Source organism: Emticicia sp. TH156 (assembly GCF_002855535.1).
In the GTDB taxonomy this organism is placed as follows: domain Bacteria; phylum Bacteroidota; class Bacteroidia; order Cytophagales; family Spirosomataceae; genus Emticicia; species Emticicia fluvialis.
This window is the reverse complement of sequence record NZ_PKRS01000010.1, coordinates 56648-73464: the sequence shown is the minus strand read 5'-3', so window position 1 is coordinate 73464 and position 16817 is coordinate 56648. Positions and strand designations below refer to the sequence as shown.

16 protein-coding genes are annotated in these 16817 nt (G+C 41.2%); 5 read left to right on the top strand and 11 right to left on the bottom strand.

The window, feature by feature from the left end:
- Nucleotides 1–18: 18 nt before the first annotated feature.
- The 6 genes from C0V77_RS18200 to C0V77_RS18175 form a co-directional block, all read right to left on the bottom strand.
- Nucleotides 19–462 carry an HYC_CC_PP family protein gene (locus tag C0V77_RS18200; RefSeq protein ID WP_101727793.1) on the bottom strand — a complete coding sequence of 148 codons (444 nt, stop codon included), beginning with the start codon at nt 460–462 and terminating at the stop codon, nt 19–21.
- Nucleotides 463–530: 68 nt separating this feature from the next.
- Nucleotides 531–884, bottom strand: a complete 354-nt coding sequence (locus tag C0V77_RS18195; protein ID WP_229236317.1) for a tRNA-binding protein — start codon at nt 882–884, stop codon at nt 531–533.
- Complete coding sequence (locus tag C0V77_RS18190) at nt 877–1479, bottom strand: M949_RS01915 family surface polysaccharide biosynthesis protein (protein ID WP_101727792.1); 603 nt, start codon at nt 1477–1479, stop codon at nt 877–879. The genes C0V77_RS18195 and C0V77_RS18190 overlap by 8 nt, the downstream gene beginning before the upstream one ends.
- 14 nt (nt 1480–1493) lie before the next feature.
- Complete coding sequence (locus C0V77_RS18185; RefSeq protein WP_101727791.1) at nt 1494–2339, bottom strand: HAD-IIA family hydrolase; 846 nt, start codon at nt 2337–2339, stop codon at nt 1494–1496.
- A 14-nt stretch (nt 2340–2353) separates the two neighbouring features.
- A complete protein-coding gene (locus tag C0V77_RS18180) occupies nt 2354–3397 on the bottom strand; it encodes a hypothetical protein (RefSeq protein WP_101727790.1) in 1044 nt (347 codons plus the stop codon).
- On the bottom strand, nt 3394–3765 hold the full coding sequence (locus C0V77_RS18175; RefSeq protein WP_229236316.1) for an MmcQ/YjbR family DNA-binding protein: 372 nt from the start codon (nt 3763–3765) through the stop codon (nt 3394–3396). Before C0V77_RS18175 ends, C0V77_RS18180 begins: the two co-directional genes overlap by 4 nt.
- A 135-nt stretch (nt 3766–3900) precedes the next feature.
- Here C0V77_RS18175 and C0V77_RS18170 point away from each other — a divergent pair, with 135 nt between their 5' ends.
- Nucleotides 3901–6642 (top strand): DUF1553 domain-containing protein, encoded by a 2742-nt coding sequence (locus C0V77_RS18170; protein ID WP_101727788.1) that lies wholly within the window; start codon nt 3901–3903, stop codon nt 6640–6642.
- A complete protein-coding gene (locus C0V77_RS18165; RefSeq protein ID WP_101727787.1) occupies nt 6639–8123 on the top strand; it encodes a DUF1501 domain-containing protein in 1485 nt (494 codons plus the stop codon). Before C0V77_RS18170 ends, C0V77_RS18165 begins: the two co-directional genes overlap by 4 nt.
- A gap of 102 nt (nt 8124–8225) precedes the next feature.
- Here the strand turns inward: C0V77_RS18165 and fumC are convergent, their stop codons facing one another.
- Both fumC and apaG read right to left on the bottom strand, forming a co-directional pair.
- Complete coding sequence (gene fumC / locus C0V77_RS18160; RefSeq protein WP_101727786.1) at nt 8226–9626, bottom strand: class II fumarate hydratase; 1401 nt, start codon at nt 9624–9626, stop codon at nt 8226–8228.
- Between the two features lie 199 nt (nt 9627–9825).
- Entirely contained in the window at nt 9826–10218 is a 393-nt protein-coding gene (apaG, locus tag C0V77_RS18155; RefSeq protein WP_101727954.1) for a Co2+/Mg2+ efflux protein ApaG, read from the bottom strand.
- A gap of 193 nt (nt 10219–10411) precedes the next feature.
- Here apaG and ung point away from each other — a divergent pair, with 193 nt between their 5' ends.
- Together ung and guaA are read left to right on the top strand one after the other, a co-directional pair.
- Entirely contained in the window at nt 10412–11077 is a 666-nt protein-coding gene (gene ung / locus C0V77_RS18150; RefSeq protein ID WP_101727785.1) for a uracil-DNA glycosylase, read from the top strand.
- Between the two features lie 219 nt (nt 11078–11296).
- The gene (gene guaA, locus C0V77_RS18145) at nt 11297–12826 is read left to right on the top strand and encodes a glutamine-hydrolyzing GMP synthase (RefSeq protein WP_101727784.1); all 1530 of its coding nucleotides are present in this window, start codon (nt 11297–11299) and stop codon (nt 12824–12826) included.
- A 209-nt stretch (nt 12827–13035) separates the two neighbouring features.
- On the opposite strand, the gene C0V77_RS18140 is transcribed toward guaA, so the two are convergent.
- From C0V77_RS18140 to C0V77_RS18130, 3 genes are all read right to left on the bottom strand, one after another.
- Nucleotides 13036–14268: a glycosyltransferase family 4 protein gene (locus C0V77_RS18140; RefSeq protein ID WP_101727953.1), complete on the bottom strand. Its 1233-nt coding sequence runs from the start codon at nt 14266–14268 to the stop codon at nt 13036–13038.
- Between the two features lie 106 nt (nt 14269–14374).
- Nucleotides 14375–14941 (bottom strand): WcaF family extracellular polysaccharide biosynthesis acetyltransferase, encoded by a 567-nt coding sequence (locus C0V77_RS18135; RefSeq protein WP_101727783.1) that lies wholly within the window; start codon nt 14939–14941, stop codon nt 14375–14377.
- Between the two features lie 13 nt (nt 14942–14954).
- Nucleotides 14955–16211 carry a prephenate dehydrogenase gene (locus tag C0V77_RS18130; protein ID WP_101727782.1) on the bottom strand — a complete coding sequence of 419 codons (1257 nt, stop codon included), beginning with the start codon at nt 16209–16211 and terminating at the stop codon, nt 14955–14957.
- Nucleotides 16212–16421: 210 nt separating this feature from the next.
- On the opposite strand from C0V77_RS18130, the gene C0V77_RS18125 reads away from it, so the two are divergent.
- The gene (locus tag C0V77_RS18125) at nt 16422–16748 is read left to right on the top strand and encodes a DMT family protein (RefSeq protein ID WP_101727781.1); all 327 of its coding nucleotides are present in this window, start codon (nt 16422–16424) and stop codon (nt 16746–16748) included.
- Nucleotides 16749–16817: the final 69 nt, after the last annotated feature.

Genomic DNA, 16817 nt, shown 5'->3' with positions numbered 1-16817 from the left:
ATTAATTACTTAATTGTATCAAATTAAAAAAGATTGATGGGCAATAACTATATCACGCCCGACGAGCGGATTGGGGGAGGAACTCTGAGCCAGAGATGATTCCTGGCTTTCAAAGATAGTTTCGATGATGGTTTTAAAAAGCTCAGTAAATGTAGCTTTAAGCCAATCGATACTACTTTGTGTAAACTTGGCTACAAGTTGAGAAACAGACGAAGAATACTCAACATTTTCATATTTTTCTTCTTCAGTACAACAGGCTGATTTTTTAACAATTACACCTTTGTTGTCAGTCAGAGCAGATTTAGCGTTCTTGGCCGCACAACATAATTCTCCGTTTTTATGAAGTGAAACAGACTTACCCTTTACTATACAGCTATGTTCAACAAAGCCAAACCCTGTGCTGCTTAGCAACACAACCACGGCCATGATAACACTAAAGAGTCTGGATAATGCTTGTTTCATTCGTGTAATTAGAATTATATACAAATGTACGTATAATAACTGAGACTTCCAAGACAATTCAATAATATTTATGCCAGCCTGCTGCCATTTGGTACTTGCCTTTCCGCTTCGGCCAATACAACCGAGCCGTCGCTCAGAATAAAACCCGTAGTGAGAACCTCCGACATAAAATCGGCAATTTGCCTGGGCGGGAAATTGGTAACGCAAAGCACTTGTTTGCCTACCAGCTCTTCTTTTGTATAAAAAGTAGTTATCTGAGCAGACGAGCGTTTGATGCCCGTTTCCGGACCCAGATCAATCAATAATTTATAGGCCGGTTTCCTGGCTTTCGGAAAATCATCAACCTGAATGATGGTACCGACACGTAGTTCAACTTTTTCAAAATCTTCCCAACTAATGTGTCCTTTTGGCATTTTATTCATATTCAGTTTTAAATTTGTTCCATAAATTATCGGCGTGCTGTCTTATTACTTGTGGTAATGCCAGAAAAGCAGCATCCTGCTGTTTTTCATCAGTATTTTTAATGCCTTTAATTAACGTTTTACCTCTGATGGCAGCCTTTTTACCATTTTGCAGCACAATGAGTTTTAATCCTGACGGACTTACGTCGCCGTTGCAGCCGGTTTTATACATAAACATAATTTCTGCATAACCGTTTTTATCCAGGTCGGTTACTTCAAATGCTTCATCAATTAAGGCAAGCTGGTTATCAACCGGGCAGTCTTTTTCAAAATCTACTACCTCTTTCAATAACGTCAGCGTTTTGGTTGTGTCTTTAACATAATGCTCAATCCACAAAGTTCTGGAGTTATAATCATCTTTGGCTGCTTCTTCCATGGCAGCAATTACGTAGTTAAGGCCGTTTTTATCTTTAAATTCAATTTTTTTTAAAAGTAAAGTCCCAGAGGTCTTGAACTGCTTCAGGGTTTTGTCTGAAATCGGCCAGGTCTCTATTCTTTGTGCAAAGCCAAGCTGGTAAACAAAAAACAATAAGGCAAACAGGTATAAACGGCTCATTTTTTTATCTGTTTTTAATCTACTATTGCCGCTTCACATATATAAGTCGGAATAATTCCGCTGCTATGAATATTCACTTCCACATCTTCAGCCTGTGTGTTGCCACTTAATACCAGCACGGTGTCTAGGCCAAACTTATTACCTCCCAGAATATCAGTATGCAGGGTATCGCCTACCATCAGAATATCTTTTTTTTCTATGTTTTTACTTTTGATGTGTTCATAGGCAAAAATAAACATCTGGGAGTCTGGCTTTCCGAAACCTACAAACTGCTTGCCAACAATGGCTTCAATCATTCTTGACAAGCCGCCCATAGCTATGGCAATTTCCTTTTTTGATACCGGATAAGTGCCATCTGTATTGGCCACAATAACCGGAATGTTCTTCCGGCGCAGCAGGTTGATAGTCTTGTTCAGGTCATCTTTCCAATCAAAGCCCTCATCGTCAAGAAATGCCAGCGCCTGAATATCATTCAGGTTGTTTAAGTCCAGTTCACTAATGGGCACGGCCTCTAAGCCCAGGGTTTCTATATAATAAGCCGAATCATCAGTGCCTAAAAAAACAACTTTACCACCTTTTACCTTTTGCTTCAGGTAGTCCATAGCCAACATACCCGACGATATAATATTATTAATAAATACGTCTTTGATGCCTAATGAATGATAAGAGTCTGCCAGTTGCTGGGGTTTTCTTGAGGCATCATTTGTTAAAATATAAAACTCTTTCTGCGTTTCTTTCAGGTACCTAAAGGTATTTTCAACGCCAGGTATTAAACCTTTATAATTTTTTAAAACTCCGTAGGCATCAAAAAATACTACTTTATAATTATCTATTACTGTCTTGAAATCGTGTATCTGCATAAAAGTTTCGGGTTTTAAATATTGAGTGCTTTCAGAATCTTACCGGCATCAAATTCTTTATCTATAGATGGTAAATAAATTTCGTAGGCTTCTCGCTGCAATTTTGTGGCGTAAGTACGGTGAAAGAAATAACGACCATATTTTATTACATAATTAAGAATAAAGAAACGGTAGGCTTCTTTCATAAAAAGCACGGCGTTTTCGGTAAGTGGATACACCTTATGGTATTCTTTAAGGAATAAAACAAAGCGGTCTTCCATTAAAGGCCCTATTAAATAGCTAAAAGCCGTTCGGTCGCCTACGTCTGATGTTACCCTGCTAAAGAAGTAAAAATCCATTACCCGGTAACTGATTCTGAACCAGTCGTAGTCCCACCTTGAATACAACTCAAGATTTTTGGTAACAGAAAAGTTACCGATGTTCCAGTCCATAAAAACAGGCATGGTTTCCACAACACCTGCTACCAGGTTCTGGCGGTTTTCAAGAAATATCTCACATTGCTCACGAAGATACCCAATGTGCATGCGGTGTTCAAATTGACCTACCTCGGTATCAAGTATGTTCAGCAGGTCTTGTATATCAGAGCGAAGCGTTTTTGATGCCTTCGGCAAAACTGTACTTACTCTGGCACATGCTTTATGAAATTTGGCAATCTCGCTTCCCAGTTTTTTTATGTGCGCTTCATCCAGTCGGCGAGGCAAACGATGAAGACTCCGGATAGGATTATAAAACACCACCCAGGCATCGGTTATGCCATCCTGATAACGATAGGTGTACACTTCATTGTCTTTCACCAGCGACTTCGCCAATACGTTCTCAAACGGATACAGCAGGTTATTCTGCAAGGTATGTATAATCTGGTGGTCTTCTTTAAAATGCTCATAAGTGCCAAAATAAGAAAGTTTGGCAATGATAATATCGTCGTTATCAAACCTTACCCTGAAAACATGGTTGGTTGAAACCTTGGCGCTGATGTCTTCAATGGTATCTATGGTCTTTGAATCATCAAAGTTTTGCCAGGCAAGTTTAATAATGGCCGGATAATCAATTAATCTCATGGCATGGTGGGTTTAGTTTTTATTTTTTTCCTGATTACTTCATTATAGGCGGTTTCAAGTGCATCTAACATCAGTTCTTTCTCCAGCTTTTCAATTTCAAAGAGTGTCCAACCCTGTTTGCCCCATTTGTTCGGCACAGGATAGATGCCTCCTGATTTGTGTGTGCTGAATACCGACTGGTCAATTTCAGACAATTTCAGGCAGGCTCGTTTATCTGCCGCCGAATACGTAGCAAATATTTTCTTTTTTGTTCTGAACGATGTTTTTTCAAAATGTGGCTGTTCTTCAGAACCGGCAAAAGAAAGCGCCATCTCTCTTAGAGTTACTTCATCAACCATAATCTTAACTGAAATTAGTACCAAACTCAAATATAATCAAGACAATTTAATTTGGAACTCATTTATAATGGTAGTTTTTGGCCACACTACAGAATATTCATAAAAAAACTTGTATCCATACTATTTTTTAAGGATATTAGAGAGGTTTTTATGCCCCAATTAATAATGAATTTTCAGAAATTAACCTGGATAAGTCTTGCCGGGGCTGCAATTATTGCAGCTGCCTCAGTTTTTTATTCTACCCGCGGGCATATCAGTTATAATGAAGATATCCGTCCGGTTTTTAACAAGAAATGTATAGTTTGTCATGGCGGAGTAAAAAAAAGCGGGGGTTTTAGTCTGCTTTTCAGAGAAGAGGCACTTGCAAAGGCCAAGTCGGGCAGGTATGCTATTATTCCGTTTGATGCCGGAAACTCAGAACTTGTAAAAAGACTAAAAACGCATGACAAAGAAGCGCGCATGCCCTTAGATGCCGAACCACTCAGCGATGATGAAATAAGTAAAATAGAAAGGTGGATAAATGAAGGCGCAAAATGGGAAGACCACTGGGCTTATGTAAAACCGGATAAGTCTATTGTGCCGCCAGATATGAGCGACCCTTGGATTGTAAATGGAATAGACAACTTTATTATAGACAAGCTGAAAAAGGAGGGTTTAACGCATTCGACCGAGGCAGATAAAAATGTATTATTACGCAGATTAAGCCTTGATTTAATTGGTTTGCCGCCCACCATGCAAGAAACCCAGGCCTTTATTAATGATAAAAGTGGCAATGCCTACGAAAAGCAGGTGAACCGACTGTTGATGTCACCCCAGTTTGGTGAGCGATGGGCAACTATGTGGCTGGACCTGGCTCGTTACGCAGATTCAAAGGGTTATGAGAAAGATTTAGACCGGAGCATCTGGCAGTACCGCGACTGGGTAATCAGAGCATTTAATGCTGATATGCCTTTCAATCAGTTTACGATTCATCAACTGGCCGGTGATTTATTGCCGCAATCAGCTGACATCAGCGCCGGCGAAATTGAAAACCGGCTGATAGCCACGGCTTTTCATAGAAACACGATGGCTAATGATGAAGGTGGCACCAATGATGAGGAGTTCAGAAATATGGCTCTGCTCGACAGGGTTTCAACTACATGGGAAGTCTGGCAAGGCACCACTATGGCCTGTGTGCAATGCCATAGCCACCCTTATGACCCTTTCAGGCAGAAAGATTTTTATCAGTCGTTTGCTTTTTTTAACAATACACAAGACCGCGATCTTTATAACGACAAACCCCTGCTGAAAACCTACCACCCTGCCAAAGAGAGAGAACTGAAAAAACTGCTTACATGGCTGAAAAGCATTGAACATAACCCGGAACCCATCTCATCGAAAATTCCGCTTGACAGGCAAAAACAGGATTATTTACGCCGGATGGGTTTATATAGAATTGAAGCCGAAGATTTTGACAGCGCCAGCAGACACATTGAGCTATGGAATAACCAGAAAACCATTATGCAAACCACCGAAGGCGCTTATACGGTTTATGAAGATGTAGATCTGACAGGCATTACCCAGGTTACCTACGGATACCAGAGCGGTGCTGAAAATGCGTTTATTGAAATGCGGCTCGGGAGCTCGGAAGGAGAGCTGATAAGCAAAGTTGAAACCAAATGCAGTGAAGAGACCGTTAATGACGGGTGGTCGCGCTGGAAAGATTACACCACTACTACAGGTAAAATAAAGCCAACCAAAGGTGTGCATGATGTGTATCTGGTTTACAGAAAAGGCAGAAGTTTCTGGACTGACCTGATACATCTGGATTGGATGGACTTACAGCATAGCGCCCCTTTGAAGAATAAATTTGGCAGGGCATTCAGCGATTCTCTTGACAAGCTGGTGATGATAGAAAGCATTGCTACCCCTGTTATATTGGAAATGGCACCGAACAGAAGACGTAAAACCCATGTTTTTATCAGAGGAAACTGGATGGTGCATGGCGAACAGGTTAAGCCTGATGTACCTGGCTCATTGCCTGATTTGGGCCGGCTTAAAGCAGACCGCCTGGGCTTTGCACAATGGCTGGTAAGCAATGAAAATCCGCTTACGGCAAGGGTAATGGTAAACAGATTCTGGGAGCAACTGTTCGGTAACGGAATTGTGGAATCGCTGGAGGATTTCGGTACGATGGGTGCCAGACCTTCGCATCCAGAGCTACTCGACTGGCTGGCTGTGCGTTTCAGAGATGATTATAAATGGAGCGTAAAGAAATTACTGAAACTAATGGTGATGTCGGCAACTTACAGGCAAACAGAAATGGTAAATAAAACTATGCTCGAAAAAGACCCCCGCAATCTGTTACTGGCTCGCGGGCCACGGGTAAGGTTGTCGTCAGAGCAAATAAGAGACCAGGCGCTGTTTGTAAGTAACTTACTAAACAAACAAATGTATGGCCCAAGTGTAAAACCACCCAACCCGACTGACCAAAGCTGGCGAAATGAACCCAAAGACAACCTTTTTAGAAGAGCTGTTTATACCTATTGGCGGCGTACCAATCCATATCCGTCTATGATTACGTTTGACAGCCCGCAACGAAATGTCTGCACCTCACGCCGGATTCGTACCAATACACCATTACAAGCCTTAACCACTTTAAACGATACCGTTTTTTATGCAGCAGCCCAAAATATTGCCCTGAAAATGCAGGCAGTTAAAAGCGCCAGGGCAGAAGAGAAGCTGAAACAGGGATATCAGTTTCTGTTTCAGAAAGCCCCGGGCGACACTAAAACCCGTTTGTTATATCAATTGTATCAGGACGCGCTCCTTGAATTGAAAAAGAAAAAAGACCGTGAAGCAGAATTGGGAGCCTTAACCCTGACAGCCAACGCCATGATGAACCTAGACGAATTTTTAACCAAATGAAAAGAATATCGCTTACAGAAGAGGCTTTTTTAGAAGAAGCCAAGCTAAATACCCGGCGCCATTTTCTGAAACAATGTACTTCAGGCCTTGGTGGTTTAGCTGTTTCTTCTTTGCTGGGCGGTTGTTTTGGTGGTTCTTCAGATAAGCCGCAACTCAACGAAAACCCGCTGGCTGTCAGACCATCGCATTTCAGCCCCAAAGCCAAACGCATTATCTTTATGCACATGGAGGGCGCTCCATCTCAGCTTGAATTGTTCGATTACAAGCCAGAACTGGCCAAGCTGGATGGTCAACTATGTCCGCCTTCTCTGCTTGAAGGTAAGCGATTTGCTTTTATTAAAGGGGTCCCCAAAATGTTGGGGCCGCAGTCAACCTTTCAGCAATATGGGCAATCGGGTGCCTGGTTTTCAGACTACTTCAACTATTTGCCAAAGCTGGCTGATGACCTCACATTTCTGAAAGCTATGCATACCGACGAATTTAACCATGCACCTGCGCAATTGTTTATGCATACGGGTGCATCAAGAGTCGGCCGGCCGAGTATGGGGTCTTGGATAACCTATGGGCTTGGTTCTGAAAACCAGAATCTTCCGGGTTATGTGGTGTTGGTGTCTGGCTCTGAGCCAAGTGCTGGCAAATATCTTTGGGGCAACGGCTTTTTGCCATCTGTATACCAGGGTGTACAATGCCGGTCGAAAGGTGATCCGGTTTTATACATTAATAACCCGGGTAATATTGATAGTACACTCAGAAAAAAATCTATTGAAACAATCAATAAAATTAATGAACTGACATATCAGGAAGTAGGCGACCCCGAGATTCTGACACGTATATCTCAATACGAGTTAGCATACAGAATGCAGGCCGAAGTGCCGGGAACAATGGATATATCTGGCGAACCGGCATATATACATGAAATGTATGGCACTGAACCCGGCAAGGCCAGCTTTGCCAATAACTGCCTGCTGGCCAGAAAACTATTGGAGAAGGGCGTAAGGGTAGTGCAGTTGTTTGACCGCCGGTGGGATAACCACGGAACGGATGCCGGCAGTGGGGTAGATATTGGTTTAAGAAGAAACGTAGAATATGTTGACAAACCAATATCAGCCTTGATACTTGACTTGAAACAAAGAGGTTTACTGGAAGATACCCTCATTGTTTGGGGCGGCGAATTTGGCAGAACGCCTATGATGGAAAACAGGGCAGGGGACAACAATACGCCATTTAAAGGCCGCGACCACCACGTGGATGCCTTTACCATGTTTATGGCTGGTGCAGGTTTGAAAAAAGGGTATTCGCACGGAGAAACCGACGAGATAGGATATTACGGCATTAAGGGCCGCACCCATATACATGATTTGCAGGCAACTATTTTGCATCTGATGGGCTTTGACCACGAAAAGCTGGTGTTTCCGTTTCAGGGCAGAAATTTCAGATTAACCGATGTAGCAGGTAAAGTGGTGCAAGACGTACTGGCATAAAATACTTTCTGTAACATATATTTGACACAGTGATACCCCGTAGTAAAAATAAACCCCGCTTCCAATCAGGTTGAAAGCAGGGTTTTTATTGAAGTTGGAGTACTATTTCAAACTACCCACCATTTCTTCAGGTTTTACCCATTCGTCAAATTCTTCAGCTGTCAGGTATCCAAGTCTGATAGCCGTTTCTTTCAAAGTGCTTCCTGTTTTATGTGCAGTCTGGGCAATTTCAGCTGCCTTATAATAACCAATTTTGGTGTTAAGGGCAGTAACCAACATCAACGAATTATCAACATGCTTTTTGATATTTTCTTTCAATGGCTCAATACCCACGGCACATTTATCATTGAAAGACACGCAACCATCGCCAAGCAAACGTGCCGAATGCAGGAAGTTGTATATCATTACCGGTTTGAAAACGTTCAGTTCAAAATGACCCATTGAACCACCTACGTTAATGGCCACGTCGTTACCCATTACCTGCGCGGCAATCATGGTTAATGCTTCGCATTGGGTTGGGTTTACTTTGCCCGGCATTATTGATGAACCTGGTTCGTTGTCTGGTATGAAAATTTCACCAATACCTGAACGTGGGCCAGACGATAACATTCTGATGTCATTAGCAATTTTCATCAGGCTAACCGCAACTGTTTTCAAGGCACCGTGTGCTTCAACAATGGCATCATGCGCTGCCAGGGCCTCAAATTTATTTTCTGCTGTTACAAACGGAATACCCGTAAGGCCGGCAATATGTTTTGCTACCAGTTCTGAATACCCTTGCGGTGTATTAATACCTGTGCCAACAGCAGTACCACCCAATGCCAGCTCTGAAAGGTGCGCCAATGTGTTCTTGATGGCTTTCAAGCCATGATTCAGCTGAGACACATAACCAGAAAACTCTTGTCCGAGTGTCAAAGGTGTGGCATCCATAAAGTGAGTGCGGCCAATTTTAACTACATTTTTAAATGCTTCCGATTTCTCAGCCAGTGTATCACGTAGTTTTTCTATACCCGGAATGGTCGTTTCAACCAGCATTTTATATGCTGCAATGTGCATGGCAGTCGGGAATGTATCGTTTGATGACTGCGATTTGTTTACATCATCATTCGGGTGAAGAAATTTGGTTTTATCGCCCAATTCACCACCTTGCAGAACGTGTCCGCGGTAAGCAATTACTTCGTTGCAGTTCATGTTAGATTGCGTACCAGAACCCGTCTGCCATACTACCAGCGGAAACTGGTCGTCCAGTTTACCATCCAGTATTTCCTGGCAAACAGTGCCTATCAAATCTGCTTTTTCTTTAGGTAGAACACCTAATTCAAAGTTGGTCAGGGCTGCTCCATGTTTCAGGTAAGCAAAAGCCTTGATGATTTCTTTCGGCATTTTATTGATATCCTGCGCAATTTTAAAGTTTTCAATAGAGCGTTGCGTTTGTGCACCCCAATATACGTCAGCAGGCACCTGCACCTCGCCCATTGTATCTTTTTCTATTCTGTACTGCATAATAATTTATGAATTAGATATAATAAGTTAAATAGGAATTTTGGTGCAAAAGTAAGTCAGAAAAAAACAGGTAAATAGTTTTTTTCTGTTTTTTTCAATGAAAAATTTATTAAAAAAGCACAGCCTGAGCTGTGCTTCCATGTATACGGTTTGTTCAGATTTAATCAATGCAAAAGTTTAAAATGAGGTAAGCATTACCTTAGTTTAGTCTGTAAGGCGTTATCAGATTAAACTCCGGAATCTGGACACTGAATTTGTTGCCGTCAACAAGACGCTCCATAATAAAAGTGCCCACCATCTTACCTATGGATGATTTCAGGCTACAGCCCGAAATGTATTCATGACTTTCACCCGGTTCCAGAATGGGGGTTTGGCCCACCACACCTTCGCCTTCTACTTCTTTTACCGGTGCAACAGAGTCATATATCAGCCACTTTCTTCTTTGTAATTGTATGGTGTTGTTACTGTGATTTTCAATTCTTATTCTGTAACTGAATACAAAATGCGATTGAAATGGGCTTGAATAGTCCGGTTGAAATTCCGTTCTTACACTAACTTCTATGCCCTCTGTAGTTGCCGTAATCGTGTTCATAGTTTCTGACATCTACATCATTTTTGCAAAAATGATGTTTAAAAGTTTTAGCAATTTGAGAATCTAATATGTAAATTAACAAATAAATATTTTTTGAGTGTGTTTTTTTAGAAAAAAGTTGCTAAACGGTAGCATTATCTATTGGCATAACAATTTTTTCTATCTTTGTTCCGCACCTAAAAAAACAAAAAATATGGATGTAAGGATTGCCGAGAGTTGGAAAATCCGGCTGAAGGATGAGTTTGAAAAAGATTATTTTAAAAGTCTCAGTGATTTTGTACGCAACGAATATAAAACAGCGGTTTGTTATCCACCAGGCAGGCTGGTTTTTAATGCTTTTGATAAATGCAGCTTTGAAGATACCCGGGTTGTTATTCTGGGGCAAGACCCGTATCATGGCCCCGGTCAGGCAAATGGCTTGTGCTTTTCTGTCAATGATGGCATCCCGTCTCCACCATCGCTCATCAATATTTTTAAAGAGATTCACGACGATTTAGGCAAGCCTATTCCCAAAAGCGGAAACCTTGAACGTTGGGCAAAACAAGGTGTTTTGCTTCTCAATGCAACATTAACGGTTAGAGCTGCCTCGGCAGGCTCACATCAGGGCAAAGGTTGGGAGGTTTTTACTGATGCGGTTATCAAGCACCTGAATGACGAAAAAGACGGCATTGTTTTTATGCTTTGGGGAAAATACGCACAGGAAAAGGGCAAAATAATTAATGACAAAAAACACTTTGTTCTACGCGCAAAACACCCGTCACCTATGTCGGCCAATTTTGGCGGGTGGTTTGGCACCAGGCACTTCAGCCAGGCCAATAATTATCTGGTAAGTAAAGGCCTGCCAACTATTGAATGGTAAATTGCTTCTCGGTATAATCATAACAAATTTGAAACTTCCAGTTTATGATTCATTTGGGCGCTTAATTGGCTGATTATTGCATACTGGCTAGGCTTCTTGTGCACAATTACTAATAATTTAACAGATACAGGACTTTTGCAGTATCAAATTAATACTTTTTTATAAACTTAATTGCACAGGCATACTAAATCTGCTAATTTTGCATTTTAGAAACCTATCATGACAGAACAAATTCTTATTCTTGATTTCGGCTCGCAATTTACTCAACTTATTGCCCGAAGAGTTAGAGAACTTAATGTGTATTGTGAGATACACCCTTTCAATAAAATTCCAGCCATTACTTCTGATATTAAGGGAATTATCCTTTCCGGAAGCCCCTGCTCAGTGCGTGAAGAAGATGCCCCCATTGTTAACTGGCAGGATTTCCCCTCTCATGTACCAGTACTGGGTATTTGCTACGGTGCGCAGATGATGGCACAGACAGGCGGAGGTGAAGTACTTCCGTCTTCCATCAGAGAATATGGCCGAACCATCCTTAATAATCTGGATAACCGCTATGCCCTTTTTAAGGATGTGGCAGATAACACACAGGTATGGATGTCACACAGCGATACCATCGCCGCACCTCCTGCCGGGGCAGATATTATCGCCTCAACAGATACCGTAAAGGTAGCTGCTTTCAAAATGCATGACCAGCCTCGCTATGGTATACAGTTTCACCCCGAGGTTACTCATACCCTTCAGGGTAAAACCATTCTTAAGAATTTTGTAGCAGATATCTGCCATTGTTCTCAAAGTTGGACACCCGATTCTTTCGCCGAAGCTGCAATCAGAGAATTAAAAGAAAAGTTGGGTGATGACAAAGTCATTATGGGTCTTTCGGGTGGTGTTGACTCATCAGTTGCAGCCACGCTGATACATCATGCCATTGGTAAAAATCTATACTGTATTTTTGTTGATAACGGCTTGCTACGCAAAAACGAGTTTGAAGAAGTACTTGAATCCTATAAAGGTCTTGGCCTAAACGTAATCGGAGTTGATGCCAGAGAGCAGTTTTACAAAGCGCTGGAAGGTTTAACAGACCCGGAAGCAAAACGAAAAGCCATTGGTAAAACCTTTATAGATGTGTTTGATGCCGAGTCTCATAAAATTGAAGGAGCTAAATGGCTTGGACAGGGAACTATCTACCCCGATGTTATCGAGTCTGTATCGGTAAAAGGGCCTTCTGTTACCATCAAGTCTCATCATAATGTTGGTGGATTGCCCGACTTCATGAAGCTGCAAGTGGTAGAACCGCTTCGCCTTTTGTTTAAAGATGGCGTGCGCGAAGTAGGCAAATCTTTAAATGTACCTGATAACATTATTGGTCGTCATCCCTTCCCGGGTCCAGGGTTAGCCATACGTATTCTTGGCGATATCACCCCCGAAAAAGTAAATATTTTACAAGAAGTAGATGCTATTTTTATAAATGCGCTGAAAGACAGTGGCCTTTACGATAAAGTTTGGCAAGCCGGAGCCATTTTGTTGCCTATACAGAGTGTTGGCGTAATGGGCGATGAAAGAACATACGAAAAGGTGGTGGCGCTTCGTGCCGTAACCAGTGTTGACGGTATGACAGCCGACTGGGCTCATTTGCCTTATGAGTTTCTGGCAGATGTTTCAAATGAAATTATTAACAGGGTAAAAGGGGTAAACAGAGTGGTGTATGACATCAGCTCTAAACCACCAGCTACTATCGAGTGGGAGTAAAATTTGCGCTCATTTATACCATTAAAAAAGCTCTTTCGCAGGAAGGAGCTTTTTTAATGATGTAAACAGAATGACAGTGATTATTTGGTTCTTGTGTCTTTGAGGCGATTCAAAAAAAGAACCCCGAAACCATTTTTCCTAAAAGTTTCAGGGTTGGTTATAAAGCTGCAATATATCTTGTGAGTTTTTTTACTAACCTTCAAGATAAATTAGTTTGCGCTGATTTCGCGTAACTCCAGTTTCTCTTTTCCTGCAATTTTTCCACCGGCAGGTTTCGGGTCTGTATCGCTACCGTTAGGTTTCTCAATCAGTTTAGCTTCCACCGTATTTTCTTTTTGTTTTTTGGCTTGTAAAGCTCTTAGCCTTCTAACTTCAAGCCAATTGGCAGTAAAGAAATAGCATACCAACAAAAACATAATAAAGAAACAAAGTTCGGTATTGCTAAAATATACCCTTGCCGAGTAGGTAAGCACCGTTAACACAATTGTAACCGCATAAAGTATAAAAGACGCCTGCATGTGCGAAAGGTTGTTGTCTATCAATAAATGATGCATGTGCATGCGGTCTGCCTTAAAAGGAGATTTGCCTCTTAAAATACGAACCGAAAATACGCGTATGGTATCAAAAATTGGAACCACAAGTATAACTACTGCAATGATAGGCGCACTGACAAAAGCACTGGTGGGGTCCCATTGGTGCATGACGTTGAAGTGAATAAACTTAACCGCCAATACAGTAATGATATAGCCCACTATGAGCGAGCCGGTATCACCCATGAATATTTTACTGCTCTTGGAGAAGTTAAATCTTAAGAAACCCAGCAATGAACCTGACAGACATAAGGCCAGACAAGCCAGAGAATAATGATGGTTAATTAAAAACCACAGACCAAAACCACCACCGGCTATCATTCCAATTCCGCCGGCCAATCCATCAATACCATCAATTAGGTTGAAAGCATTAATCATGGCAACAAAAATGAAAATGGTTAATCCTATGCTTAACAGGTAGGGTATCTGGCCAATGCCAAAAATACCGAAAAGGTCAGAAATTCGGAGGTCGCATCCCACCACTACAATAGCAGAGGCAATAATCTGAATACCCAGCTTTTTGGTTGGCGACAGCGCGTATAAATCGTCTTTTATTCCAAGAAAGAAAAGAATAGTAATACCGGCAAAAACTTTATGAAGTAAGATACCTTCGTCTCCAAAATTCCATAGCATGTAACCAATCAGGATACCGGCAAAAATAGCAACTCCACCAAAAGTAGGCGTTGGCGCACTATGTGAACTCCTTTTTACCGGATTATCCATCAAACCGCGCAAGCCACTGATATTTATAATGACAGGTATTGAACGCAGATTAATGAAAAGTGCGATAAGTGCAGAAATTAAAACTTGAATATTCTTATCAGGTATCAGCGATTCAAATGTTGGAAACATTATATATTTTTTAAGATTAAAAAATACTTCAGAGGCATCTTTAATTACAAAATAAATACTTTTTTTTGGGGTAAAAAGAAAAAAGTTTATTTCTTTTTCAATAATTTTATTCTGTGGCTGCAGTTCTCTGACGAACAAGAGCAGCCGGATTACCCTGGTATATACCATAGGCTTCCAGATTTCGGTTAGCTACCGAATTAACAGCTAAAACCGAATGAGTGGCACATGTAACACCCGTGCAAACTACCGCTCTGGCGCCAATCCAGACACCATCTTCGAGAATAATATCTTTAATAATCAGGTCAAAGCTTTCTTTTTTGTAGTTATGATTACCCGATAGCAGCAATGCTCCTTGCGAAAGGCAGACATTATTTCCGATTTTTACTTTACCTAAATTATCAATCCATACATTTTCGCCAATCCATACGTAATCTCCGATTTCCAGGTTCCAGGGTGCTTTAATATTAACCATTGGTTTAATTGTAATGCCTCTGCCCAGTCTGGCTCCAAAAGCTCTCAGAATCCTTATTTTTATAAAAACAGGTAAAGGCAGATAAGAATTAATGAAAATACGATTACAGATGAACCACAATAATGTGGTCAGGAAACCTCTGGTAAAATCAGAGTTTTTATACCAATCGTTGTTATATTTTGCCAAGTCGGTTGTCACCATTGCCCGTGTCTTTTTAAATGCTCCGCAGTTTGTTGATAAGTAAACCACTTTTGTATCGGCCTTCTTCCAGTCTTGGTGCCAGATACTCTTTTGTGGCTTCAAAGTGTTTTTTGTAACTTTCTTTATCGCCCATTTCCACTATATTGGCCCATTCATGCACGGCTGTATGAAACGCCAGGTCTTCTCCTCTGATGCTCTTGTCAAACAGAGCAGTTTTTATGGTTTCTTCCAGTAAATCTTCATTCATAAATAGGTATTCGGCCATGCCTACCCGCAGCTTGAATGGGGGGGTCTGACATACCAGATTCTTGTAAGGGTTGGTACCCAGTTTATGCCAGGTATCTACCATTGCCAGCAAGCTCAAATGCGAATTAGGTTTGTGGCCGGTATCCTGGCTAAGGCTAAATTCGCTCATGATTTTGTCGTCCAGCATCAATGTTTCGTCTTTGTCTTTAAAAACATGGTCTCGGGCAGCATAAATCCGTTTACGGAATTTCTTCTCGTCTTCCTCAATCATCATTTCAAACAAATCCATTTCGCAACTCGCATATTTGCGCACGTCTCTCTTGGCATAAGGATTCAACATTGCCAGACCCGAATACACATGAAATTTATAGCTGTAAATACGAAGAGTCATCAGGAACTTGACATTGTCAAGTCCGTTAGGATGCAACGGGTTCTCCCACGGATACACCTTCCTATGCATACAGGCAGTGCCTATGCTTTCAAAGCCAACATGGGTAATGGCCTGGATATCGGCCATCATTCTGTCATGTTCATGGTAGTCGGCCAGTTCATGGATTATCGAACCAATTTTATTAAAGATATGCAAAGATTCAGCAAAAGCCTGTTTACTTGCCCTGTGGTTAATCACTACCAGTGTCTGGTTTTCCGGATTAACACTAGGGCCATATAAGGCATGGCAGGTAACAATTTGAGTATCTTTGGGTAAGTGTTTTTCAAAAGATGCAATTTCAGGTGTTTTTACTGACGTTTGGCCGGCCACAATGGCGCCAAATTTTGTAGCTGCCCCGCACTGCGCCACCACTTTTTCGATGTTTTCGGCTTCAACAGAATATAAAATAAAATCACATAGTCTTGATACAGCCGTTCCGTCTTTTAGCACCTCTATTCCATCAGGCTCCAGTTCTGCTTTTAGTGCTTCAATGTTTTGTGGGAGGTCGCACCCGTACACCTGAAAACCAGCTTGGGCCCAAATCCGGCCAAACATTTTCCCCATATCTCCCAGACCAATTATCCCTATTTTCATTTATTTTCTGTTTACACTTTTTTAATTAAACGTAAAGCTGGCAAGGCTTTTTGAACGCTCTAAAATTAAAATTTGCCTAAAATGCTTTAATTTTTACAGTTTTGTTGGGTTTTAGCAATATTTTTGCTGCCTTTACCAGATAAAATCTATTGATTTTGCCACTGCAAAATTAATAATAATTATAAATCACAAACGAACTAAATTTTTATCATGCGTACAATTTTGTTGCTTATAGTATCAAACACCTTTATGACATTTGCCTGGTATGGTCATTTAAAAACACCGAATATGCCCATCTGGAAAGCCATTGCTATTAGCTGGGGCATAGCCTTTTTTGAGTATCTGTTTATGGTGCCAGCCAACAGAATAGGTTACGGACAGTTTAATGCCTTTCAGTTAAAGACAATTCAGGAGGCCATCACCCTTTGTGTTTTTGTGGTTTTTGCAGTTCTTTATTTAAAAGAACCCTTAAAGTGGAATTATCTGGTCGGGTTCGGTCTTATATTCCTGGCTGTTTGGGTGGTATTTAAGAAATAGACGGGTATCATGAAATTCAATATTTAAGCTTATCCATAAAGTATGCATTGAAATTTGTGATACCGACGC

Coding starts and splice junctions, on each gene's coding strand:
- ung (WP_101727785.1), top strand. CDS start 10,412: ATGGATGTAAGGATTGCCGAGAGTTGGAAAATCCGGCTGAAGGATGAG.
- guaA (WP_101727784.1), top strand. CDS start 11,297: ATGACAGAACAAATTCTTATTCTTGATTTCGGCTCGCAATTTACTCAA.
- fumC (WP_101727786.1), bottom strand. CDS start 9,626: ATGCAGTACAGAATAGAAAAAGATACAATGGGCGAGGTGCAGGTGCCT.
- C0V77_RS18140 (WP_101727953.1), bottom strand. CDS start 14,268: ATGTTTCCAACATTTGAATCGCTGATACCTGATAAGAATATTCAAGTT.
- C0V77_RS18200 (WP_101727793.1), bottom strand. CDS start 462: ATGAAACAAGCATTATCCAGACTCTTTAGTGTTATCATGGCCGTGGTT.
- C0V77_RS18125 (WP_101727781.1), top strand. CDS start 16,422: ATGCGTACAATTTTGTTGCTTATAGTATCAAACACCTTTATGACATTT.
- C0V77_RS18170 (WP_101727788.1), top strand. CDS start 3,901: ATGAATTTTCAGAAATTAACCTGGATAAGTCTTGCCGGGGCTGCAATT.
- C0V77_RS18195 (WP_229236317.1), bottom strand. CDS start 884: ATGAATAAAATGCCAAAAGGACACATTAGTTGGGAAGATTTTGAAAAA.
- C0V77_RS18185 (WP_101727791.1), bottom strand. CDS start 2,339: ATGCAGATACACGATTTCAAGACAGTAATAGATAATTATAAAGTAGTA.
- C0V77_RS18135 (WP_101727783.1), bottom strand. CDS start 14,941: ATGGTGACAACCGACTTGGCAAAATATAACAACGATTGGTATAAAAAC.
- apaG (WP_101727954.1), bottom strand. CDS start 10,218: ATGAACACGATTACGGCAACTACAGAGGGCATAGAAGTTAGTGTAAGA.
- C0V77_RS18130 (WP_101727782.1), bottom strand. CDS start 16,211: ATGAAAATAGGGATAATTGGTCTGGGAGATATGGGGAAAATGTTTGGC.
- C0V77_RS18190 (WP_101727792.1), bottom strand. CDS start 1,479: ATGAGCCGTTTATACCTGTTTGCCTTATTGTTTTTTGTTTACCAGCTT.
- C0V77_RS18180 (WP_101727790.1), bottom strand. CDS start 3,397: ATGAGATTAATTGATTATCCGGCCATTATTAAACTTGCCTGGCAAAAC.
- C0V77_RS18165 (WP_101727787.1), top strand. CDS start 6,639: ATGAAAAGAATATCGCTTACAGAAGAGGCTTTTTTAGAAGAAGCCAAG.